This is a genomic window from Aeromonas sp. QDB63 (assembly GCF_027707425.1).
In the GTDB taxonomy this organism is placed as follows: domain Bacteria; phylum Pseudomonadota; class Gammaproteobacteria; order Enterobacterales; family Aeromonadaceae; genus Aeromonas; species Aeromonas caviae.
Window position 1 is genome coordinate 170,743 of record NZ_JAPCIS010000006.1, and the last position, 20,939, is coordinate 191,681.

At 61.9% G+C, this 20,939-nt stretch carries 19 protein-coding genes; 11 read left to right on the top strand and 8 right to left on the bottom strand.

Features of this window, described 5'->3' with window-relative positions:
- Nucleotides 1–202: 202 nt before the first annotated feature.
- The 4 genes from PG879_RS06780 to PG879_RS06795 are packed head-to-tail and all read right to left on the bottom strand — an operon-like array spanning nt 203 to nt 3,398.
- Nucleotides 203–1,369 carry a membrane protein gene (locus tag PG879_RS06780; RefSeq protein WP_029313951.1) on the bottom strand — a complete coding sequence of 389 codons (1,167 nt, stop codon included), beginning with the start codon at nt 1,367–1,369 and terminating at the stop codon, nt 203–205.
- Nucleotides 1,369–1,740, bottom strand: a complete 372-nt coding sequence (locus PG879_RS06785; RefSeq protein ID WP_010673439.1) for a GtrA family protein — start codon at nt 1,738–1,740, stop codon at nt 1,369–1,371. Before PG879_RS06785 ends, PG879_RS06780 begins: the two co-directional genes overlap by 1 nt.
- The gene (locus tag PG879_RS06790) at nt 1,737–2,795 is read right to left on the bottom strand and encodes a glycosyltransferase family 2 protein (protein WP_161470570.1); all 1,059 of its coding nucleotides are present in this window, start codon (nt 2,793–2,795) and stop codon (nt 1,737–1,739) included. Before PG879_RS06790 ends, PG879_RS06785 begins: the two co-directional genes overlap by 4 nt.
- A 57-nt stretch (nt 2,796–2,852) precedes the next feature.
- Nucleotides 2,853–3,398, bottom strand: a complete 546-nt coding sequence (locus PG879_RS06795) for a hypothetical protein (protein ID WP_210601675.1) — start codon at nt 3,396–3,398, stop codon at nt 2,853–2,855.
- Between the two features lie 309 nt (nt 3,399–3,707).
- On the opposite strand from PG879_RS06795, the gene PG879_RS06800 reads away from it, so the two are divergent.
- The 4 genes from PG879_RS06800 to PG879_RS06815 all read left to right on the top strand — a co-directional run bounded on the left by PG879_RS06800 (nt 3,708) and on the right by PG879_RS06815 (nt 7,097).
- Nucleotides 3,708–4,475 carry a substrate-binding periplasmic protein gene (locus PG879_RS06800; protein ID WP_210601674.1) on the top strand — a complete coding sequence of 256 codons (768 nt, stop codon included), beginning with the start codon at nt 3,708–3,710 and terminating at the stop codon, nt 4,473–4,475.
- A 91-nt stretch (nt 4,476–4,566) separates the two neighbouring features.
- On the top strand, nt 4,567–6,048 hold the full coding sequence (locus tag PG879_RS06805; RefSeq protein ID WP_049636288.1) for a L,D-transpeptidase family protein: 1,482 nt from the start codon (nt 4,567–4,569) through the stop codon (nt 6,046–6,048).
- A 148-nt stretch (nt 6,049–6,196) separates the two neighbouring features.
- A complete protein-coding gene (locus PG879_RS06810) occupies nt 6,197–6,742 on the top strand; it encodes a DUF882 domain-containing protein (protein WP_039039271.1) in 546 nt (181 codons plus the stop codon).
- A gap of 103 nt (nt 6,743–6,845) precedes the next feature.
- Nucleotides 6,846–7,097, top strand: coding sequence for a hypothetical protein (locus PG879_RS06815; RefSeq protein WP_010673445.1), 252 nt, complete (start codon nt 6,846–6,848; stop codon nt 7,095–7,097).
- 94 nt (nt 7,098–7,191) lie between these two features.
- Here the strand turns inward: PG879_RS06815 and PG879_RS06820 are convergent, their stop codons facing one another.
- Together PG879_RS06820 and cysZ are read right to left on the bottom strand one after the other, a co-directional pair.
- Nucleotides 7,192–7,806 (bottom strand): trimeric intracellular cation channel family protein, encoded by a 615-nt coding sequence (locus tag PG879_RS06820; RefSeq protein WP_210601673.1) that lies wholly within the window; start codon nt 7,804–7,806, stop codon nt 7,192–7,194.
- 134 nt (nt 7,807–7,940) lie between these two features.
- Nucleotides 7,941–8,705, bottom strand: a complete 765-nt coding sequence (gene cysZ / locus PG879_RS06825) for a sulfate transporter CysZ (RefSeq protein WP_010673447.1) — start codon at nt 8,703–8,705, stop codon at nt 7,941–7,943.
- Nucleotides 8,706–8,815: 110 nt separating this feature from the next.
- On the opposite strand from cysZ, the gene PG879_RS06830 reads away from it, so the two are divergent.
- From PG879_RS06830 to ligA, 3 genes are all read left to right on the top strand, one after another.
- Entirely contained in the window at nt 8,816–12,190 is a 3,375-nt protein-coding gene (locus tag PG879_RS06830) for an AAA family ATPase (RefSeq protein WP_210601672.1), read from the top strand.
- 15 nt (nt 12,191–12,205) lie between these two features.
- The gene (zipA, locus tag PG879_RS06835) at nt 12,206–13,336 is read left to right on the top strand and encodes a cell division protein ZipA (RefSeq protein WP_210601671.1); all 1,131 of its coding nucleotides are present in this window, start codon (nt 12,206–12,208) and stop codon (nt 13,334–13,336) included.
- A 98-nt stretch (nt 13,337–13,434) separates the two neighbouring features.
- The gene (ligA, locus tag PG879_RS06840; RefSeq protein ID WP_210601670.1) at nt 13,435–15,441 is read left to right on the top strand and encodes an NAD-dependent DNA ligase LigA; all 2,007 of its coding nucleotides are present in this window, start codon (nt 13,435–13,437) and stop codon (nt 15,439–15,441) included.
- A gap of 57 nt (nt 15,442–15,498) precedes the next feature.
- Here the strand turns inward: ligA and PG879_RS06845 are convergent, their stop codons facing one another.
- The gene (locus PG879_RS06845; RefSeq protein WP_210601669.1) at nt 15,499–16,467 is read right to left on the bottom strand and encodes an ABC transporter substrate-binding protein; all 969 of its coding nucleotides are present in this window, start codon (nt 16,465–16,467) and stop codon (nt 15,499–15,501) included.
- Between the two features lie 439 nt (nt 16,468–16,906).
- Between PG879_RS06845 and nrdD the strand changes: the two genes are divergently transcribed.
- The 4 genes from nrdD to PG879_RS06865 all read left to right on the top strand — a co-directional run bounded on the left by nrdD (nt 16,907) and on the right by PG879_RS06865 (nt 20,403).
- Nucleotides 16,907–19,024, top strand: coding sequence for an anaerobic ribonucleoside-triphosphate reductase (gene nrdD, locus PG879_RS06850; RefSeq protein WP_010673452.1), 2,118 nt, complete (start codon nt 16,907–16,909; stop codon nt 19,022–19,024).
- A gap of 113 nt (nt 19,025–19,137) precedes the next feature.
- On the top strand, nt 19,138–19,647 hold the full coding sequence (nrdG, locus tag PG879_RS06855; protein ID WP_048208156.1) for an anaerobic ribonucleoside-triphosphate reductase-activating protein: 510 nt from the start codon (nt 19,138–19,140) through the stop codon (nt 19,645–19,647).
- A 57-nt stretch (nt 19,648–19,704) separates the two neighbouring features.
- A complete protein-coding gene (locus PG879_RS06860; protein ID WP_010673454.1) occupies nt 19,705–19,875 on the top strand; it encodes a YqaE/Pmp3 family membrane protein in 171 nt (56 codons plus the stop codon).
- Nucleotides 19,876–20,010: 135 nt separating this feature from the next.
- On the top strand, nt 20,011–20,403 hold the full coding sequence (locus PG879_RS06865) for an energy transducer TonB (RefSeq protein WP_246875623.1): 393 nt from the start codon (nt 20,011–20,013) through the stop codon (nt 20,401–20,403).
- A 29-nt stretch (nt 20,404–20,432) separates the two neighbouring features.
- Here PG879_RS06865 and PG879_RS06870 read toward each other — a convergent pair.
- A partial coding sequence (locus PG879_RS06870) for a transposase (RefSeq protein WP_270829931.1) occupies nt 20,433–20,939 on the bottom strand: 507 nt, incomplete at its 5' end.

Below are 20,939 nucleotides of genomic sequence, written 5' to 3' on the forward strand. Positions count from 1 at the left end.
ATTCCTTGAGCAGAGTGTGAGGAGCAGGGTCCGTTGAGGCACTCATTCTAGGGCGCGCTGGGGCAGGCTTGGACCGGTAAAATACCGATTTGTGACGTCAGTTCAAATGGTTACGTTTTCAAGAATGGAAAAGTGTGAACTGGGTGTCGCGGCCATGAAAAAAGCCGGTCAGTTGACCGGCTTGTAGGCATTCGGGGTGGCGTCACACGGTGAAGAACTTGAAGTTGACGAAGGCCACCGCAATGAAGGAGGCAACCATGCCGCTGATGCAGAGCACCGCAGGGCGGATGGCAGGCCAGCGATGGGCCAGCAGCACGATGGCCAGCAGGGTCGGATAGAGGCCGAACATGTAGCGGGGCATGGCGTTGAGGCCGGTCATCAGGGGGATGGTGCAGCAGATGAACATCAGGGTCGCTTCGGCCCAGCGTTTCTGGCTGAACAGGTAGCCATTCAGGCACCAGCCGAAGATCACCATGATGGAGAGATAGGCCTTGCGCCCCCCCAGCTCGAAGCCGCTCAGCCACCAGTCCAGGGGGCTGTCCATATAGCGGCCCCAGGCCACCTGGATGTGCTTGAAGGCCAGGGCATCCCCGGTGAGGTGATAGAGATAGACCATGTAGGAGAAGAGGCCGAGGGGAATGAGCCAGAGGGTGAACACCACCTTGAAGGCCCGCTCGGTGAAGCGGAAGAACTCGCGCCAGCCGTAGGCCTGCAGGGCCAGGATCAACACCGGGAATACCATCATCACCCCCAGGTTGCGGGTGGCGGAGATGAAGATGCCGAGGAAGGCGACCATAAGCCACTGTTCGCGGTAGGCGAACAGGAACATTCCCAGCATCAAGGCCATGAACATGGGCTCGGTATAGCCGGAGACGAAATAGGCGGAGAAGGGGGAGAAGGCCAGCAGCCAGACCCCGAAGCGGGCGGTGTCGTCCCCCAGCTTGAGCTGGCGCAGCACCAGCAGCATCAGGGGCAGGCTGATGAAGAAGGCGATGTTGGCCACCAGCATCAGACCGATGAGGCTCTCCATGTCAAACAGGCTGGAGAGACCGCCGGCCAGCATGGGATAGAGGGGCATGAAGGCCCAGTTCGCCGCATTGCCCTTGCTCAGCCAGCGTGGATAGAGGTCGTAGCCATTCTCGATGATGCGCTGGAACCAGACGCAGTCGAACTGGCAGTAGGCTTGCAGCGGCCCGATGTCGGTGGCGCCATAGAGCTGGACGCCGAAATAGCCCATGCCATAGAGCGCCACCCGGCTCAGTACGAAGGCGGCGACGATCATCAGCCAGTCGCGGCCGCTGATGCGCAGTGACGGGCGATAGGGGAGTGCAGCCCCGGTTGACGGGGCGGTATTGGTCATATCATTCATCAGGCAAAAACCCAGATACGGGAGAGAACGTAGGTGAGCACGGTGACGGTCAGGGTAGCGATCACCACCGGCAACAGGCCGGAGAGACCGGCAAACAGCAAACCGCTCAGGATGAGATTACGCACCGCCAGAGAGAAGAGGGCAACCAGCAGGAACTTGCTGGCGGCACCTTGTTTCTGGAAGGTGATGTAGCGATGGCCGAAGAACGAGAACCAGAACGCCACGGCAAAGGCCAGGGTCGTGACCAGGTGCTCGGAGATGGCCGGCCAGGTATGAAACAGGGCGATGGAGGTACCCAGATCGACGAGGGTGGCCCCCCCGCCGACAAAACCGAAGCGAACCAGCCGCCAGAATTCCTCGCGGGAGATCATTGAGACGCCTGCTCCTGCTGATCATCAGCGGCTTTCGCGGCGGCCTTCTTGCCAGCGCCCTTCTTGCTGGTGGTGGGCACTTCCTGCTTCTGCTCTTCATCCTGCTTGGCGTACTGGCCGTAGACCCCTTCGATGAGGTAGACGGGGCGCTGTTTCACCTCGACGAACATGCGGCCGATGTACTCGCCGATGATGCCCAGCGACAGCAGCTGGATGCCGCCGAGGAACAGCATGACCGACATCAGGGAGGCGTAACCGGGCACGTCGATACCGAAGAAGAGCACCTGGGTGATGATCTTGAGGATATAGAGGAAGGCGATGAAGGAGACACCGACCCCGATGTAGCTCCACACCCGCAGCGGCCAGCTGGAGAAGCTCATCAGGCCGTCAAGGGCGAAGTTCCACAGCTTCCAGTAGTTGAACTTGGTTTCGCCGGCATGGCGGGCCGGGCGCTCGTAGGGAACGCCGACGGCGCGAAAACCGGCCCAGGCGAACAGCCCCTTCATGAAGCGGTTGCGCTCCGGCAACTGCTTGATGGCCTCGACCACCTTGCGATCGATGAGGCGGAAGTCACCGGCGTTCTCCGGCAGCTTGGTGCTGGTGGAGAGGGCGTTGAAGAAGCGGTAGAAGCCACCGGCGGTCAGGCGTTTCATCGGGGTATCGGCGCTGCGATCCACCCGGATGCCGTAGACGGTGTCATAGTCGCCGGTCTGCCACAGCTTGACGAACTCCAGAATGAGAGAGGGGGGATCCTGCAGGTCCACGTCCATGGGGACGATGGCGTCGCCCTTGGCCTGGTGCAGGCCTGCGGTCATGGCCGCTTCCTTGCCGAAGTTGCGGGCCAGGTTGACCAGGGTCACACGGGGATCCCGGGTGATGGCCTGCTCGACCACCTCACGGGTGCGGTCACGGCTGCCATCGTTGACGAACACGATTTCAAGCTGGTCTTTGAGCGGGGCCAGTTCGGTATCTATCGCGCTGATGAAGGCGTCTATGCTCTCTTCCTCGTTGTAAACGGGAACGACCAGAGAGAGTCGAAAATCGGCACGGGACATGGGAACTTCCTTATTGAAAGAATTATTTTACGGAACAGATACTTGGGGCATTCCGCTTCACTGAGCCACGGTCAGTCGCACGGACTGGACGTTGAGCGGTGTCGGGGCGGAGAGCGCCAGGAAGTTGGGACGCTTGGGATCGGCGGTCAGGGAGTCGCCCGGCAGGCTGAGGCGGATCTCGTTGATGCCCGCCTTGGCCAGCTTGACCGTGGTGGTGAAATCATGACCCAGCGCCACCTTGAGCAGGGCGCCAGCCTGGGGGCTGTTGATCCTGGCCTGGATGGTGAGCTGCTCCGGCTGGGCCTGCTGCTTGGGCAGCACGAAATAGAGACCGCCCTGACCGCTCAGCTCGGTGCCTTGCTCGCTGGGCTTCTTGGCCCAGCCTTCGCTTGAGAGGAAGCGGCTCGGCTTGGTCAGGTTGAGTTCGTTGCCGGGCTGGTAGGTCATGCTGGAGTTGTGCTCCCAGAAACGGGTCTTGCCTTCCAGGTAATAGAGCTTGTAAGCCAGGCTCACGTTGGGGTGAGCGGCCAGATAGAGGGTATAAAGGTAGAAACCGCTCAGTGCCAGGATGGCAGCCAGAAAACTGAACTTTTTGTAGGTCATATTACTCACTCGACGCCCGACAGATTGATAGGCAGATTTCGCGCATATGCTAATCCAATTGCAAAAAAAGCATAGTGGATCACAAAAATATATTTGCTCACATATTAACCCTCAATCACCCTGCTTACCAAGGGGCTTTGGGGTCGTTTGCTTCCTCTTCTTGATTGTGGCTTTTTCGGCGCCAACCTGTCTGCCGCCACCTGGGGCGCATCAGGCAAACGGCTGATATTGTGCTTTGTTGTGGCAGGATCTGTCGCCATTTCACCCAGGCAGAATTAAGATGGCCTGTCCCGTCGTCAAGGATGACCCATGAGACTCTTCTCTCTCTCTGTGCTCTGCTGTCTGCCCCTCCAACCGTTGTGGGCGCAATCGTTCTGCTCCTCCCCCCTTCGCGTCGGTTTCGATGACTGGCCCCCATACCACTATTACCAGCAAGAGGGAGCACGTCGGGAACTGCGTGGATTTGCGGTCGACTACCTCAATGCCGTGTCGAATCGGCTGGGGTGTCGTCTGGTCTATGTGGAGCGTCCCTGGAAGCGGGGGTTGCACGATCTTGAGCTGGGTCGGCTGGACATCGTGATGGAGGCGTATTTTGCTGATGAGAGGGCGCGTTATGCCTGGTTCTCCATCCCCTACAACCCGGGCCGGACATCGCTCTGGGTACGCAAATCCAGTGCCGGTGAGGAGTCGGATCTGGCGAGCTGGCTGGCCCACGGACATCGCCTCGGTGTGACCAGGGACTACTATTACGGCCCGGAAATCACCAAGGTTCTGCAGCGATACCGCAACCAGGTGAGCGAGGTCAACGATGTGCAAAACTATCGCAAGCTGCTGCTTGGGCGGATAGACGGTTTTCTCGGGGATAGTCTGGCCACGCCCTGGGGTCTGAAGAGAGAGGGGCTGTCGGACGCGGTCGTCCCCCACACCATGGCGATCCATGAGACGCCCACCTTTTTCATGTTGAGCAAGAAGACCCTGTCCGGGGAATTCGTAGCGCGGTTCAACGAGGCGATAGTGGCCGTCGGTGACAGCGGGGAGCAGGAACTCATCTGGCGTCGTTACACCTCCGTCCGCTAGCAAAGTCGCCAGCATTCACGCATCATGGGGACCTGACCGTCGCGCCTGACAGGCCGCAATGAACCGATTTGAGGCAAGCGTGGTAAGAAGCATGGGTAAGAAGTATTGGTTGGCATTGGCGAATCTCATCTGGCTGGGCTGCTGGCCGGCCAGCATGGTTCATGCCAGCACGGAACAGGCGGTAGTGGCCAGTCCCAGCATCCAGCATGACTGGTATCAGAACGAGGTGGCCGAGCAGGCTCGTCATGAGCTTGAACAGCAGTTGCAGGAAGCGGTGTTGGCCCAGCTGCATCCGGATTTCTACCGCCTCTGGCAGCAGTTGCAAAAGACCCCGGCGGATCGGCGCGGTGCCCTCTACGATGAGGCCTTTGGCAAGCTGGCCCGGTTCCAGCAGGCCTGGCGAGGGATGGATCTGGTCGCGCGCGAACAGATGCAGACCCTCAAGCTGGATCTGAACCGCCCCCTGGTCCATGCTCCCCAGGGAGACAATCTGCTGGAGCAGGTCAGGCAACTCAGGCCACAGGTGGCGGAATACGACGCCGTGCGCGAAGAAGTGCGCAAGCTGCTGGCCATGCCCATGGCCAAGCACTGGCCCACCCTCTCCATGCCGACCCTGAGGGCGGGGGAGAGCTCGACCGAGCTCGGCCAGATCCGCTCCATCCTGAACGAACTGGGGGACAGTGCCCCGACTCACCAGGACAGCCTCTACGATCCCGAGACCGAACAGGCCATCAAGCAGTTCCAGCGCCGCCACGGCCTGACCGCCGACGGCATCATCGGCCGTCAGACCCGCAGCTGGCTCAATACCGGCCCCGAGGTGCGCGCCAGCCTGCTGGTACGCAACCTGTGGCGCCGTGATCTGGTGGATCACCTTGCCGGTCGCTATGTGCTGGTCAACATTCCGGACTACCGCCTGAGCGTGGTGGAGTCGGGCAGCGAGGTCTTCACCAGTCGGGTCATCGTCGGCAAGGAGCAGCGGGCCACCCCCATCCTCGCCAGCGAGATCCGCTCCATCGTGCTGAACCCGGCCTGGCACGTGCCGCGCTCCATCCTGAGCAAGGACATTCTGCCCAAGCTCGGGCGCGATCCTGCCTACCTGGATCGCGAACAGTTCGAGGTGATCGACGGCGAGGGCAATCCGGTGCAGTTCAGCGAAGATGGCTGGCACCATGCGCTGGCCTCGGGTTTCCCTTACCGGTTGCGGCAAAAGCCGGGGGATCACAATGCCCTGGGTCGCTACAAGTTCTATCTGCCCAACAACGATGCCATCTATCTCCACTCCACCCCGCGCAAGGCGCTGTTCGAGCAGGGGGCCCGTGCCTTCAGCTCGGGTTGCATCCGGGTGGAACACGCCGACGATCTGGCGGAGTTGCTGCTGGCGGACTCCCGCTATCAGCCGGACAAGGTGGCCAGCATCCTGAAAGAGACCCAGACCAAGTGGCTGCCCCTGAGCAACCCTATCCCGGTGTTTACCGTCTACTGGAGCAGCTGGATTGATGAAGAGGGACGTCAGCAACTGCGCAACGATATCTACGGATTCGACAGAGTCAGCTATCAAAGCCGCTTGCTGTGATCCTCGCCACAGAGTGAAAAGCCCGGCCCGTGCCGGGCTTTTTCATGGGTGAATGGGGTTTGACAGCGCTTTTTCTGGCAGGTAGTTTCGGCCCTTGTATCAAATTCATTCACCTGTGTGACTTCACCATGAGATGGACGGACAACGGATGCTGGGACAAGAGATAAGCCGACGCCGTCTGCTGCTGGGGGCGGGTTGCTTGATGGGGACCAGCCTGCTGTCGTTCCCTGCGCTGGCGAGCCGCAGCACTTCGGGACGGGAACTGAGTTTCTTCAACCTCAATACCGGCGAGCGGGTACGCGCCAGTTATTGGGAAGATGGCCACTATCTGAGCGACGGGCTGGCGGAGCTCAACCATATTTTCCGTGACTACCGTCGCAACGAAGTGTTCAACATCGACAGAAAGCTGTTCGATCAGCTCTTTCTGCTGCAACACAAGCTGGGACGCCACGGCGAAATCCAGCTCATCTCGGGTTATCGCTCCCCGGCCACCAATCAGCAGAAGCGGCGCAAGAGTCGCGGCGTCGCCAAGCACAGCTACCACACCCTGGGGCAGGCGGTTGACGTGCGCATCCCCGGCGTGCAGCTGGCGCACCTGCGCAAGGCCGCCCTGAACCTCAAGGTGGGCGGTGTGGGTTATTACCCTTCCGACAACTTCGTGCACTTGGACACGGGTCCCGTTCGCAGCTGGTGAGTCGGGATCGTCTCAAGAGTTGAGTGCCGATTGTATCTTTTTGCCGCTGGCATTGAGGGGGACCAAGCTGCTAGGCTCTGGACTCCAGCCAGAGGAGAGAAAGATGAAGCAGATTGTGATCGGGGGGCTCATCGCCCTGTTGTTGACTGGTTGCGGCAAGCTCAACCGCGAGAGCTACGACAAGCTGAAAGTCGGGATGAGCTATGCCGAAGCGAGTGCCATCCTCGGCAAGGCCGAGCGTTGCGACGATGCTCTCGGCACCACGAGCTGTGTCTGGGGAGGGGAAGGCAAGAATATCAAGGTGCGTTTCATCGCCGACAAGGCGACCTTCTTCAGCTCGGAAGGGATCAACTGACCCTTTCCTCTCTTGCCGATGCCCAACAAAAAAGCGCCGTATGGCGCTTTTTTGTTGCTCGTTATCCGTGCAATATGGCCAGGAACTGGCGCGATCAATGGGTGGCGTACTGATAGTTGAAGGTGGGCAGTCCCCACTTGAAGCGTACCGCCAGGAGCCGCAGCACGAAGCCGGTGCCTATGGCACCGAAAGCGGCCCAGTCGTTGGGCAGCCCATGGTGCAGCGCAAAGCAGTAGAGCGCGGCGGTGATCAGCGAGACGGCAGCATAGAGCTCGCGCTTGAACACCAGCGGGATACGCTGGCACAGCAAGTCCCGCAGTACCCCCCCGAACACGCCGGTCACCACGGCCATGATGCAGGCGATGCCGGCCCCGTGGCCCATCTCGAGCGCCCGGGCAGCCCCGAAGATGGAGAAGACCACGAGCCCCAGGGCATCAAGCGCCAGGAACAGCTTGCCAAGGTAGCGCATCAGCGGGGCCGAGATGACCCCGGCCATGGCGGCGCCCGCCACCAGCAGCACGTATTCGGGGTGCTCGACCCAGAGCAGGGGATAGTGGCCCAGCAGCACATCCCGAATGGTACCGCCACCGATGGCCGTCGCCGAGGCGATGATCACGACGCCAAACAGATCCATCCGTCGCCGACCCGCTGCCAGCGCGCCAGTCATCCCTTCGGCCACCAGGCCGAGCAAGAAGAGTGCATGTAACATGAGATATCCCAGGGTGCGAGAAAGGCCCGCATCCTAACAACCCTGCGCTGGGGCGACAAGCTATCTTAGTTATGCATTAGATTAAGTAATGAAAAGGGGGCTTTCGCCCCCTCTTTTGATCATGATGACGCGGTTCAGCGTCCAAGTTGCTCGCTGCGGTATTGGTCTACCCACATGGCGGTGGCGCCACAGATGGCCACCGGCATCACGAAGAGATTCACCACCGGGATGGCGGAGAAGAGGGTCACCAGGGCGCCGAAGCTCAGGCACTTTCCACGACGTTGCTTGAGGGCGTCGCGCATGGTGATGAAGCCGATCTTGTGGTTGTCGAACGGATAATCGACATACTGGATCGCCATCATCCAGGCGCTGAGCAGGAACCAGAGCACGGGTGCCAGGGTCTGGCCCACTACCGGGATCAGGAAGAGGATCAGGCAGCCGATGGCCTTGGGCAGATAGTATTTCAGCTTGGTCCATTCGCGGCCGAAAGTACGGGGCACATCTTTCACCACATCCAGCATGCCGGTGTCATTCATGGCTTCACCGGTGAGGATCTGTTCCACCTTCTCTGCCAGCAGGCCGTTGAAAGGGGCCGCTATCCAGTTGGCCACCGAACTGAAGATGAAGGAGAAGACCACCAGTATGGTGATGAGGGCGATGGGCCAGAGCAGGTAATCAAGCCAGGAGAGCCAGCTCGGGATCTGCTGGTGCAGCCAGGCGAACAGGCCGTCCAGTTGTAGCAACAGGGCGTAGAAGGCACCGGCAAAGAGCACAAAGTTGACCAGCAGGGGGATCAGCACGAAGGTGCGGATGCCGGGCTGGCGGATGAGTGAGAAGCCGCGCAGGAAGTAGTCTGCACCGCTGACCGAATCTTTGACCATGTGGGGTGATTGGCTCATGTGAGCTCCATCAGTGAATGGGGAAAGTGCCAGCATATTACAAACAAGCCTTTGATTTGGTAAAGTCGCCTGCCCGCCTCCTCTTTATTTCGTTACCCACATAGGCCGCCATGCGTCTGAAATTGATCAAACTCGCCGGTTTCAAGTCGTTTGTCGAGCCGACCCGCATCGAACTCAACGCCGACATGACTGCCGTGGTGGGCCCCAACGGCTGCGGCAAATCCAACGTCATCGACGCCGTGCGCTGGGTGCTGGGGGAGAGCTCCGCCCGCCATCTGCGCGGCGAGAACATGACCGACGTCATCTTCAACGGCTCCATCAACCGCAGCGCCCATGGCCGCGCCTCGGTGGAGCTGGTGTTCGACAATCCCCACAACCGGGTACCCGGCGAGTTCGGCCGCTTTACCGAGATCTCGGTGCGCCGCGAAGTGCTGCGCGACGGCTCCAATCACTACCAGATCAACGGCCAGAAGTGCCGCCGCAAGGATGTGACCGATCTTTTCCTCGGCACCGGCCTTGGGCCTCGCAGTTACGCCATCATCGAACAGGGCACCGTCAGCCGGCTGGTGGAGTCCCGCCCCGCCGATCTCAAGCTGTTCATGGAAGAGGCCGCCGGGGTCTCCCGCTACAAGGAGCGGCGCCGCGAGACCGAGCAGCGCATCCGCCATACCCAGGAGAACCTGGAACGTCTCGGCGATATCCGTAGCGAACTGGGCTCGCGCCTCGAACATCTCAAGGCCCAGGCCGAGACCGCCGAGCGCTACAAGCAGCTCAAGAGTCGATCACGTGCCGCTCGTGCGGAGCTGATCGGCTCGGAACTGTGGGCGCTGGAGACACGTCTTGGCGAAGCCAAGACCGAACTGGCCCAGACCGAGCAGGCGCTGGCGGCACTCGATGCCAAGCGCACCGCCGACGAGGGGCGTCACGTCACCCTGTCGGTGGCCCGCCAGGAGGCGCAGGCCGAGCAGGCGAGCCGCCAGCAGCAGATTTTCCTCGGCGGGCAAGCCATCGCCCGCCTCGAGCAGCAGCAACTGCACCAGAGCGAGCTTGGCCGCGACTGGCAGGCGAGGCGGCAGTCCCTCGGCGAGCGTATCGACGGCCTCAAGGCCCAGCTGGCCGGCCAGCTGGAACAGCTGAGCGACAGCACGTTGCAGGGGGAGGTGGCGTCGGCGCGCCTCGAGCAGTGTGAGCAGTTGCTTACCGACCAGCAGAGCGTGCGGGCGGCAGCGGGCGATCGGCTCGAGCAGGCGCGCCAGCGTCAGCAGCAGTGGCAGAAGCAGCTGGGCCAGTTGCAGGGGCGGCTCAACCAGACCCGCGCCGAGGTGAATGGCCTGCAGGAGCTGCAGGCCAAGACCCGGCTTGCCCGCCTCAAGCTGGAAGACGAACAGGCCGGGCCCCTTGGCGGGGAGGGGGAGAACCTGCAACCGGCCCTCGATGCCCTGGCGGCGGAACTCTCGCTCTCCCGCGCCCGCCATGAGGAAGCCGATGCGGCGTGGCAGGCCGGTGTGTCGCGCCATGAAGCACTCAAGGCAGAGCAGGGTCGCCAGCAGGGCCTGCTGCGCGAGCTGGAGGCGCGCCTCGCCACCCTGGATCAGATCCTGGGGGAGCAGATGGCGGGCGCCACCCTGGCGGATCGGCTGCAGGTGCCCCCCGAGTGGGCCCGGGGGCTGGACAAGGTGCTCGGCCGCTGGCTCACCGCAATCCCGGCGGACGAGTGCAACCTGGCGCAACCCGGACTCTGGATTGGCCCGGCTCAGCCAGCCAGGGCCGGTACCCTGGCGGCGCAACTGGGGGGCGAGCACATTCCGGCTTTCCTCAATGCCATCTGGCTGGCAGAGAGCAGGGAGGAGGCGCTGTCCCGCCTGCACAGCCTCTCTGCCGGTGAGTCGCTGCTCACTCCCGCCGGCGACTGGTTCGGCCCCAACTGGGCGGATCTGGGGGAGGGCATGGCCCTCGGTACGCTGGCGCTGCTCGGGGAGCGTGAGCGGCTGCACACCGAGCTGGCCGCGGGCCGGGAGGCGCTGCACAGACTCGACGAGCAGCTTGTCGCCGCCGATGCAGCGCGGGCCCAGCAGCATGGAGCGCATGAGCTGGCTCAGCGCACCCTGCGCGAGCAGGAGCAGCGGTGGCAACAACTGCGCGAAGCCTGGAGTCTGCGCGAGGGGCAGCGCCAGGAGCGCTTGCAGCGCCTGGGCCAGCTGGGGGAAGAGCTGGCCCGGCTCGATAAAGAGCAGGCTGAGGAGGCGCAGCGGCTGGCGTCGGCCGGGGAGCGGCTTGAGCAGGATGAAGCGGCCCTTGGCGAGCAGCAGGAGCAGGGGGAGGTACTCGCCGAGGCGCTGCTGCTTGCCCAGGAGCAGGTAAGCGGGGCGGAGCGGGCGCTGGAAGAGGCGCGCCTTCGCCGGGAGCAGCAGCAGGCGGCCTGCCAGCGGTTGCAACTGGAGCAGCAGAACCAGCGCCAGCTCATCACGCTGCGCGAGCAGGAGCTGGCCCGTCTCGGCCTGGAGCTGGCGGAACTCAAGGAGCCAGGGGCCGCTCCGAGTCAGGATCTGTCGCCCCTGCTGGTCGAGCAGCGCAATCTTGAGGCGCAGCAACTGGCCTGTCACCAACGGCTCGCAGAGCTGGATCGTCAGCTGACCGAGCTGGAGCAGGCCAGAAGCACCGATCACAAGCAACTGGTGAAAATTCAGGAGAAGCTGGCGACCCTGCGGCTCGAGCGCGAGCGCAACCTGACGCGCAGGCAGGGACTGCACGAGCAGTTCGAAGAGCTGGGCGTGCGCCTGGTGGACCTCGATCAGGCGGTGCTGATTGCCGCTGATCGCGGCAAGCTGCGCCAGGAGATCCAGACGCTGGAGGCGCAGGTGGAGGCGCTTGGCGCCATCAACCTGGCGGCACTGGAGGAGTATGAGGAGGCGAAAACCCGTTCAAGCTACCTGGAAAATCAGTGCCAGGATCTGGAGCAGGCCCTCGACACCTTGAGCCAAGCCATTAAAAGAATTGATAAAGAAACACAAATACGCTTCCGCGACACTTTCGATAAGGTCAATGAAGATTTAAAATCCCTGTTCCCAAAAGTGTTCGGGGGGGGCAGTGCCTGGCTTGAGCTGACCTCGGATGATCTTTTGGAGGCCGGAGTGAGCATCATGGCAAGACCTCCGGGCAAGAAGAATGCTACCATTGCCCTGCTTTCCGGGGGGGAGAAGGCGTTAACCGCCCTTGCGCTGGTTTTCGCCATCTTCAGACTCAATCCAGCACCATTTTGTCTGCTGGATGAGGTGGATGCACCGCTCGATGAAGTGAACGTCGGTCGCTTCTGTTCTCTTGTCAAAGAGATGTCGAGCACAGTACAGTTCGTTTACATCAGTCATAATAAGGTCTCCATGGAGATGGCCGAGCAGCTGGTTGGCGTCACGATGCAAGAGCCCGGGGTTTCGCGCATAGTGTCGGTCGATATCGGTGAAGCCGTCGCTTTGGCTGAGCAAAACTAGAAAGAGAAGCAGCTAATGCAGGAATTGCGTTACATCTTGGTTGCCCTGGGCGGTATTGCCATCGCGGCATTGCTCATTCACGGGTTGTGGAGCAACAGAAAGAATCGTCAGGCACCGATCAAGGAGAAACCCCTGGGTCGGATGGAGTCCAAGTCCCGTGAGCGTGACAACGACGCCTTCGACAGCGATGGCATCGGTCAGGTGCGTGTGGTGAGCGGTGGCCGTCGTGCCGAGCCCAAACTGCGCAGCGACGAGGCCCGTCAGCCCGAACCCCGCCGTGTCGCCCCCGTTCCCGCCTTCGATGATGAAGATGACGACGCCGATCTGCCGCCTCCCGTGGTGCGCAAGCCTGCCGCTCGCCCTGTCCCCCCTCAGCCTGTGTATGAGGAAGAAGAGGACTATGACGAGCCGGTTGCCGCCCCTGTTGAAGAGGCCCCTGCCGCGCCGGTGCGCAAACCTGCCCAGGTGATCCGCCGTACCCCGGTACACCGTTCCCGTCCGCAGCGCGAGCCCATGATGCAGCCGCTGGACGAAGAGCCGCTGGTGGAGCCGGCCTATGCCCAGGCGCCGACCTTCGGTGCACGCGAGCCGGCACCGGTTGCCCAGCAGGCTCCCCGCTACGCCCAGCCGGCTTATGAAGAGCCCGCCTACGATGACGAGCCGGTCTACGAAGAGCCGATCCGCGCGGTCGAGCCTGAGCCTGCTCCCGCCCCGGTCGAGAAGATCTGGCAGGATGTCTATGTCATCAACCTGATGGCGCGTCCCGGCCACGATCTGCAAGGGGCGACCCTGCTCTCCTCCCTGCTGGCGCTTGGCTTCAAGTTTGGCGAGATGGACATCTTCCACCGCCACGAGGATCTCGGCGGCAAGGGCGAAGTGCTCTTCTCCATGATCAACATGGTCAAGCCGGGCACCTTCAACCCGTACCGGATGGAGCAGTTCAGCACCCCGGGTGTGTCCCTCTTCATGCAGCTGCCCTTGCGCAGCAACGCGGCCTTCGCGTTCGAGCACATGTTGCAGGCCGCGGATCAGCTGGCGAGCGATCTCGATGCCATGCTGACCGACGCCTCGCGCAGCCCGCTGAGTGACGACGACATCGCCCGCTATCGCCACGAGCTGGCGGCCTACGAGGCCAGCCGCGACTGATGCGCTCCTGGCGTTGACCATGAAAAGTGCGGTACCCCGGTGCCGCATTTTTATTTGTGCCCCAGACTGAATGTTCCATCACACTTCGAGACTCTTCCATGAGCGATACCCTCTCCCGCCACCGTCAACTGTGTGAACTGCTCACCGACTATGGCTACCAGTACTATGTGCTGGACAAGCCCACTGTACCGGACGCCGAATACGATCGTCTGATGCGTGAACTGCTTGATATCGAGAAACAGCAACCTTCGTTACGAACTCCTTCTTCTCCAAGTCAACGTGTTGGAAGTGCACCTTTGCCTGAGTTCCGGCAAGTGACACATGAAGTTCCTATGCTCAGTTTGGATAATGTCTTTAATAATGAAGACCTTGATGATTTTGTTCATCGTATTGAAGGGCGCTTAAAGTCGACTAGTACTTTGAAGTTTTGTTGTGAGCCAAAGCTGGATGGACTTGCAGTTAGCTTGCTGTATGAAAACGGAATATTAGTTCAAGCCGCAACTCGTGGTGATGGCCGAGTTGGGGAGAATATTACTGACAATGTTCGAACTATTAGATCTGTCCCCCTGGCTCTTCAGGGTAAGGATTGGCCTGTACGTTTGGAGGTTCGTGGCGAAGCCTTCATGAGAAAGAAGGATTTTGTTGATCTGAACGAACGAGCATCAGCGTCAGGTGAGAAAGTTTTTGTCAATCCACGTAATGCTGCTGCAGGGAGTCTGAGGCAATTGGACTCTCGAATTACAGCCAACCGCCGTTTGAGTTTTTATGCCTACGGCGTCGGAGTTGGGGGCGACGCCCTAGGGGATTCCCACTACGGTCGCCTGATGCAGCTCAAGGCCTGGGGCCTGCCGCTCAGCTCCGAGGTGAAGCTGAAAGAGGGCGCCGCCGGTTGCCAAGCTTTCCATGACGACATCCTGGCCCGCCGTGGCGAGCTCCCCTACGAGATCGACGGCGTGGTCTACAAGGTGGACGACATTGCCCTGCAAGGGGAGCTCGGCTTCGTGGCCCGCGCCCCGCGCTGGGCCACCGCCCACAAGTTCCCGGCGGAGGAGGAGATGACCCTGCTCGAGAACGTCGAGTTCCAGGTCGGCCGCACCGGCGCCGTGACCCCGGTCGCCAAGCTCAAACCCGTGTTCGTCGGCGGCGTCACCGTCTCCAACGCCACCTTGCACAATGCGGACGAGATCGCGCGCCTCGGCGTCATGGTCGGCGACACCGTGATCGTGCGCCGGGCGGGGGACGTGATCCCGCAGATCGTGGCCGTGGTGGAGGCCCAGCGCCCGGCGGATGCCCGGGAAATCCTGTTCCCGACCCAGTGCCCGGTGTGTGGCTCCGCGGTGGAGCGGCTGGAAGGGGAGGCGGTGGCCCGCTGCTCCGGCGGCCTGTTCTGCGAGGCGCAGCGCAAGGAGGCGATCAAGCACTTCGCCGCCCGCCGCGCCATGGACGTGGACGGTCTCGGCGACAAGATCGTCGAGCAGCTGGTGGACAAGGGGCTGGTGAAGACCCCGGCGGATCTGTTCAGCCTCAACGCCATCCAGCTGGCCGGTCTCGAGCGGATGGGGCAAAAATCGGCCCTCAACCTGGTGGCCGCCATCGATGCCGCCCGCAGCACCACCCTGCCCCGCTTCCTGTTTGCCCTGGGGATCCGCGAAGTAGGGGAGGCGACCGCCTTGAACCTTGCCAACCACTTCCTCACCCTGGATGCCCTGCGCGCAGCCTCGGTGGAGCAGTTGCTGGAAGTGCCTGACGTGGGAGACATAGTGGCCAAGCACGTCTACTACTTCCTGCGCCAGCCCCACAACATCGAGGTGCTGGAGGCCCTGCTGGCCGCCGGCATCCACTGGCCGGCCATCGAGAAGAAGGAGGCAAGCGATCAACCTTTTGCCGGCAAGACCTTCGTGCTGACTGGCACCCTCACCGCCTTGTCCCGCAACGACGCCAAAGCGGCGCTGCAGGCCCTGGGGGCCAAGGTGGCGGGCTCGGTGTCGGCCAAGACCGACGTGCTGGTAGCGGGGGAGGCGGCAGGCTCCAAGCTCGCCAAGGCCCAGGAGCTGGGGATCACCATCTGGACCGAAGCCGAGTTGCAGGCGGCCATTCAGCCCTGAGGATGCACGTTTGAGCAGACAAACCCGGCCCACTGGCCGGGTTTGTCGTTGGTGGGCTCACTCGATGTAGCTCACCTTGTCCTGCCAGGCATCGGGAGCCGTCAGGTGCCAGCGTGCCAGTTCGCTCTTGCTGAACAGATATTCCCCGCGGGATGCGGCGCGGGGGGAGAGGGCGCCGGGCGCCGTGCCCGAGAGGATGGCATTGGCCAGTTCGGCGGCTCTCTCTCCCTGGCTGTGGCCGTCGAGCACCAGACCGCCGATGGCGGCTCCCCTGCCCACTGCAAAGGCCCAGAAGCAGAACAGTGGCACCGGACTGTTGGCGCTGGTCCATGCCAGTACCTGTTGCTCGCTTACATGCTGGCCCTGAGCGTCGGTGAGAGTGTGGTAGAGGCCGAGGAAGAGCGCCTGATAGCCATTTTCCCGGCTGGCGAGCACTGCCTCCTGCCAGCGTCCGTAGTCGGTGAACTGGCGGCTGCTGACCCGGGTCTGGCCGATCGTCAGCTCGCCTCGCCCCTTGAACTCGTGGGCGACGGCGGTGCGGGACACCTCGCTTTCGTCAAACAGCACCAGGGCACGCTCCAGCCCTCCCATCAACTGACTCATCTCGCTGATGCTGCGCTTGAGCAGGGGGCGTTCCAGTACGCCGGTGATCAGGGGGTGGCCGACCAGCCCCTTGGAGCGCGGATTCTCGTTCATCCCGAGAAACACCATGGGCGTTCCCCGGGCGGCGATGGGTCGGGCGAGGGCGTTGATGGCGTTGTCATCCCCCAGGATCACCTGCGCCGGCTGATGGGTCCGGTAGGCGGCCATTCCCTTGGCGAGCAGTTCGTCACGGGTCTGGCCGGGCTGGCGCTTGGTGTCCAGATAGAGATAGCCGAGGTTATGCGCCTGCTTGAGGTGTTTCTCGAGGCCGGCACTGTAGCTCTGATCCCACTGGTTGCTTTGGTGATAGCTGCTGATCACCAGGATCTCGGCGGCCAGCAGCGGGAGGGAGAGGAGAGAGAGCAGGAGCAAGACCTTGGTCACGTGTGTTTTCCGCAAGGGACAGACTGTTCCCCAGTATGTGCTCTCCCGCTCTCTGGCGCCTCGGTCAATTGTTGTCGGAAGGCGTGCCCCTCTCTTTTTATCCCTTGCCGGGCGGGAGCCCGCATCCCGTCTGGGATGTACAGAGATAGTCTCTTTTGGCGCTGGTCGTGAACTGCCCCACTCCTTCCAAAACCTGTTCTGGATCAAGAAACAGGGTACCGCTTTGGTGCCTAATAGACCCCACATATAGGGTTAATCATAAAAAAAATACCCATATATAGTGTTATAAAGCTGTGCATAAGTGGTCACCCTCTCAGTGTCAGCCCAGGTGTTTCAAGCCTTGGCTGACCTTGTTTGCGCCGGGGACGGGCGTGGAGAAGGGGACTCAACGAGGGTGAGCCGAGGGTGGCCACCAGGTCTTTCAATACGGGGAAAATCGATGAAACCGGTAGTGATCAAACGCGATGGATGTCGTGCACCATTCAATGGCCAACTGATCCGCGATGCGGTCAGCCGGGCGGCGGCCGCGGTCAATCAGGCCAGTCCGGCGCTGGCAGAGCGCATTGCCGCCGCTGTCAGCCAGGAGCTGGAGGGGCGAGGGGAGGTAGACATCCACGAGATCCAGAACCGGGTCGAGAACCACCTGATGGCCTCCGACGACAAGGCCATCGCCCGTGCCTACATCGAATACCGTCACGACCGTGATCAGGCCCGCGAGGCCCGGGGTCGCCTGGCCCAGGAGATCCGCGGCCTGGTGGAGCAGACCAACGCGGCCCTGCTCAACGAGAACGCCAACAAGGACTCCAAGGTGATCCCGACCCAGCGTGACCTGCTGGCGGGCATCGTCGCCAAGCATTACGCCATCAGTCACATGCTGCCCCGTGACGTGGTGCAGGCCCACGAGAGCGGCGACCTGCACTTCCACGATCTCGACTACTCCCCCTTCTTCCCCATGTTCAACTGCATGCTGATCGATCTGCAGGGGATGCTGACCCACGGCTTCAAGATGGGCAACGCGGAGATAGACACCCCAAAATCCATCAGCACCGCCACCGCGGTGACCGCCCAGATCATCGCCCAGGTGGCGAGCCATATCTATGGCGGCACCACCATCAACCGCATCGATGAAGTGCTGGCACCCTATGTGACCATCAGCTGGCACAAGCACCGGGAGGTGGCCGAGGAGTGGGGGATCCAGGATGTGGACGCCTACGCCATGGCTCGCACCGAGAAGGAGTGCCACGACGCCTTCCAGTCCCTCGAATACGAGGTCAATACCCTGCACACCGCCAACGGTCAGACGCCGTTCGTCACCTTCGGCTTTGGCCTGGGGGACAGTTGGGAATCGCGCCTCATCCAGCGCGCCATCCTAGGCAACCGCATCGCCGGCCTTGGCAAGAACAGGAAGACCGCCGTCTTCCCGAAACTGGTGTTCGCCATCAAGGATGGCCTGAACCACAAGCAGGGGGATCCCAACTACGACATCAAGCAGCTGGCGCTGGAGTGCGCCTCCAAGCGGATGTACCCGGACATCCTCAACCACGACCAGGTGGTCAAAGTGACCGGCTCCTTCAAGACCCCCATGGGGTGCCGCTCCTTCCTCGGTGCCTTTGAAGAGAATGGCGAGCTGGTCCACGAGGGGCGCAACAACTTGGGGGTCGTGAGCCTCAACCTGCCGCGCATTGCCCTGAAATCCCGCGATGAAGCGGACTTCTGGGACAAACTGGATGCCGCCCTGCGAGTGGCCAAGACAGCGCTCATGTACCGCATCAAGCGCCTGGACGGGGTCAAGGCCCGGGTCGCACCCATCCTCTACATGGAGGGGGCCTGCGGTGTGCGCCTCAAGGCCGATGACAACATCAGCGAGATCTTCAAACATGGCCGCGCCTCCATTTCGCTGGGTTACATCGGGGTACACGAGACCATCAACGCCCTCTATGGCACCGACGTCCACCTGTTCGACAGCGAGACCCTGCGCCAGAAGGCCATCGCCATCATCGCGCGGCTCAAGGCGGCCACCGACGAGTGGAAGGAGGAGACCGGCTACGGCTTCAGCCTCTACTCCACCCCGAGCGAGAACCTCTGCACCCGTTTCTGCCGCATCGATGCCAAGGAGTTTGGCGTGGTGGCCGGGGTGACCGACAAGGGCTACTACACCAACAGCTTCCACCTGGACGTGGAGAAGCAGGTGAACCCCTACGACAAGTTGGACTTCGAGGCGCCCTATCCGCCCATCGCCAGCGGCGGCTTCATCTGCTACGGCGAGTACCCCAACATCCAGCACAACCTGGAGGCGCTGGAGAACGTCTGGGACTACAGCTATGACAAGGTGCCCTATTACGGGACCAACACCCCCATCGACGAGTGCTACGACTGCGGCTTCACCGGCGAGTTCGAGTGCACCTCCAAGGGCTTCACCTGCCCGCGCTGCGGCAACCATGACCCGGCCAAGGTGTCGGTGACCCGCCGGGTGTGCGGCTATCTCGGCAGCCCGGATGCGCGCCCCTTCAACGCGGGCAAGCAGGAAGAGGTCAAACGCCGGGTCAAGCATATGTAAGCGAGCAGACCCCACCCCAGCCCTCCCCTTGGCAGGGGAGGGGGCAAAGAAGCTCCTCCCCCTTTCGAAGGGGGAGGTTGGGAGGGGGTTGGCCGTTAACCCAGAGAACTCGAATGCACTACCACCAGTACTACCCGGTCGATGTGATCAACGGCCCCGGCACCCGCGCCACCCTGTTCGTGTCGGGTTGCGAGCACCAGTGCCCCGGTTGCTACAACCAGAGCACCTGGCGGCTCGATGGGGGCAAGCCGTTCGATGAGGCGATGAGCGATCGCATCATTCACGATCTCAACGACAGCCGCATCAAGCGGCGCGGACTGTCGCTCTCCGGCGGCGATCCGCTCCACCCCGCCAACGTGCCGCATGTGCTGGCGCTGGTGAAGCGGGTGCGAACCGAGTGCCCCGGCAAGGACATCTGGTGCTGGACCGGCTATCTGCTGGCCGATCTCAGCCCGGCCCAGCGGGAGCTGGTGGCCTTGCTGGACGTGCTGGTGGATGGCAGGTTCGAGAAGGCCCTGGCGGATCCCGGTCTGCTCTGGCGCGGCAGCAGCAACCAGATGGTTCACGACCTCAACGCCTGGCGGAAAGGAGGAGAGCGGATCCCCTGTCTGGTTTGCAGTTGAGGCCTTGGGTGTTTATGGTTAGGCCAACCCCAAGCGCTGTTTACACGAGGAATCCCGATGAACAATCTGCTCAAGATCCTGCTGGCCATCTTTCTCCCCCCGGTCTGCGCCTTTATCCAGGTAGGCTTCAGCCTCCATTTCCTCATCAACATAGTGCTGACCCTGCTGGGCGGTCTGCCCGGCATGGTTCATGCCCTCTGGCTGGTGGTAAGCGACAAGCGCGCCTGAGCCGTGAGAGATCACAAGGCCAGCCCTCCGGGGTTGGCTTTTTTTTTTGCCTGCCAGATGGGGGCTTCCCGGATGAGCCCCTTTGCCTGACACTGGCGCGTCGCTCATGGAGTCGAGCGATACAACGAAGAGGGAATGTCAGTGCGTGTGAAAGGGTTGTTGCTGTGGGCCGCCCTGGCCCTGCTCGGGGGCTGTGCCAGCCCCACCGCCAAGCTGAATCGGCCTCCGGTGGATGTCACCTGGGAAACGCTGCCCGAATACTGGGTGTTGGTGGGGGATGCCATCAGGTTTAACCCGGTCGGGGGGCTGCCGGCGAAGAGGCCGGTCAAGGGGTATGTGACCCTTCGCTACCTCATCGATTCCAATGGCACGTTGTTCAGCCCAGAGGTACTGGAGTCCCAGCCGCCCGGCGTGCTGGATCTCATCGCCATCTCCGGGCTGGCGCAGCTGCGCTACCGGCCATCGGAGCAGAATCAGCAAGCCATTCCGGCTCGGGTTGTGGCCCGATTCGAAGTGGAAGTGAAATGACAAACACCCCGGCCAGGCCGCAATGCTGTTCACTTAAGCGGAGCCGCATTGCGATTTACCGGAAAACGGGTCTTTGATATCTTCACCGCCCTGGGTCTCGATGGCCTGGGGCGTTTTTCTATGAACATGACGCCTATGCAGCCCCGCAACTCCGCTAACCTCCGTGGCGTATGGGCTGGCGATAACGCGCCCGCCATCACTGCCATCTGGTTCGCGATGAAATGACAGGCAAACTTAAAGCTCACCTCATTGGGCGCTCGCTGATGGGCTACGGCGGCCTGGCTGGCCTCCCGCCTGACCAAATTGTATCCAAGCAGCAATCCCCACAGCTCCTGATAGACCAAGTCCACTTTCTTGCTTCTCAGCGTGATGGCGTTGTGCTGCATCGCGCTTTTGATATCCCGGTATCCCAGCTCGATTTCCCAGCGCTCGTGGTACAGGGTCGCCACCTGAGCTGCGCTGAATCGCGCCACGGGCAGGGAGGTAAAGACCGTTTTCTCCTTGCCTGCCACCTCATAGGTCACTGCGCGAACTTG

What these genes read in the sequence shown, in the direction of transcription:
- PG879_RS06780 (WP_029313951.1), bottom strand. Translation starts at nt 1,369, where the DNA reads ATGAATGATATGACCAATACCGCCCCGTCAACCGGGGCTGCACTCCCC.
- PG879_RS06785 (WP_010673439.1), bottom strand. Translation starts at nt 1,740, where the DNA reads ATGATCTCCCGCGAGGAATTCTGGCGGCTGGTTCGCTTCGGTTTTGTC.
- PG879_RS06790 (WP_161470570.1), bottom strand. Translation starts at nt 2,795, where the DNA reads ATGTCCCGTGCCGATTTTCGACTCTCTCTGGTCGTTCCCGTTTACAAC.
- PG879_RS06795 (WP_210601675.1), bottom strand. Translation starts at nt 3,398, where the DNA reads ATGACCTACAAAAAGTTCAGTTTTCTGGCTGCCATCCTGGCACTGAGC.
- PG879_RS06800 (WP_210601674.1), top strand. Translation starts at nt 3,708, where the DNA reads ATGAGACTCTTCTCTCTCTCTGTGCTCTGCTGTCTGCCCCTCCAACCG.
- PG879_RS06805 (WP_049636288.1), top strand. Translation starts at nt 4,567, where the DNA reads ATGGGTAAGAAGTATTGGTTGGCATTGGCGAATCTCATCTGGCTGGGC.
- PG879_RS06810 (WP_039039271.1), top strand. Translation starts at nt 6,197, where the DNA reads ATGCTGGGACAAGAGATAAGCCGACGCCGTCTGCTGCTGGGGGCGGGT.
- PG879_RS06815 (WP_010673445.1), top strand. Translation starts at nt 6,846, where the DNA reads ATGAAGCAGATTGTGATCGGGGGGCTCATCGCCCTGTTGTTGACTGGT.
- PG879_RS06820 (WP_210601673.1), bottom strand. Translation starts at nt 7,806, where the DNA reads ATGTTACATGCACTCTTCTTGCTCGGCCTGGTGGCCGAAGGGATGACT.
- cysZ (WP_010673447.1), bottom strand. Translation starts at nt 8,705, where the DNA reads ATGAGCCAATCACCCCACATGGTCAAAGATTCGGTCAGCGGTGCAGAC.
- PG879_RS06830 (WP_210601672.1), top strand. Translation starts at nt 8,816, where the DNA reads ATGCGTCTGAAATTGATCAAACTCGCCGGTTTCAAGTCGTTTGTCGAG.
- zipA (WP_210601671.1), top strand. Translation starts at nt 12,206, where the DNA reads ATGCAGGAATTGCGTTACATCTTGGTTGCCCTGGGCGGTATTGCCATC.
- ligA (WP_210601670.1), top strand. Translation starts at nt 13,435, where the DNA reads ATGAGCGATACCCTCTCCCGCCACCGTCAACTGTGTGAACTGCTCACC.
- nrdD (WP_010673452.1), top strand. Translation starts at nt 16,907, where the DNA reads ATGAAACCGGTAGTGATCAAACGCGATGGATGTCGTGCACCATTCAAT.
- nrdG (WP_048208156.1), top strand. Translation starts at nt 19,138, where the DNA reads ATGCACTACCACCAGTACTACCCGGTCGATGTGATCAACGGCCCCGGC.
- PG879_RS06860 (WP_010673454.1), top strand. Translation starts at nt 19,705, where the DNA reads ATGAACAATCTGCTCAAGATCCTGCTGGCCATCTTTCTCCCCCCGGTC.
- PG879_RS06865 (WP_246875623.1), top strand. Translation starts at nt 20,011, where the DNA reads ATGTCAGTGCGTGTGAAAGGGTTGTTGCTGTGGGCCGCCCTGGCCCTG.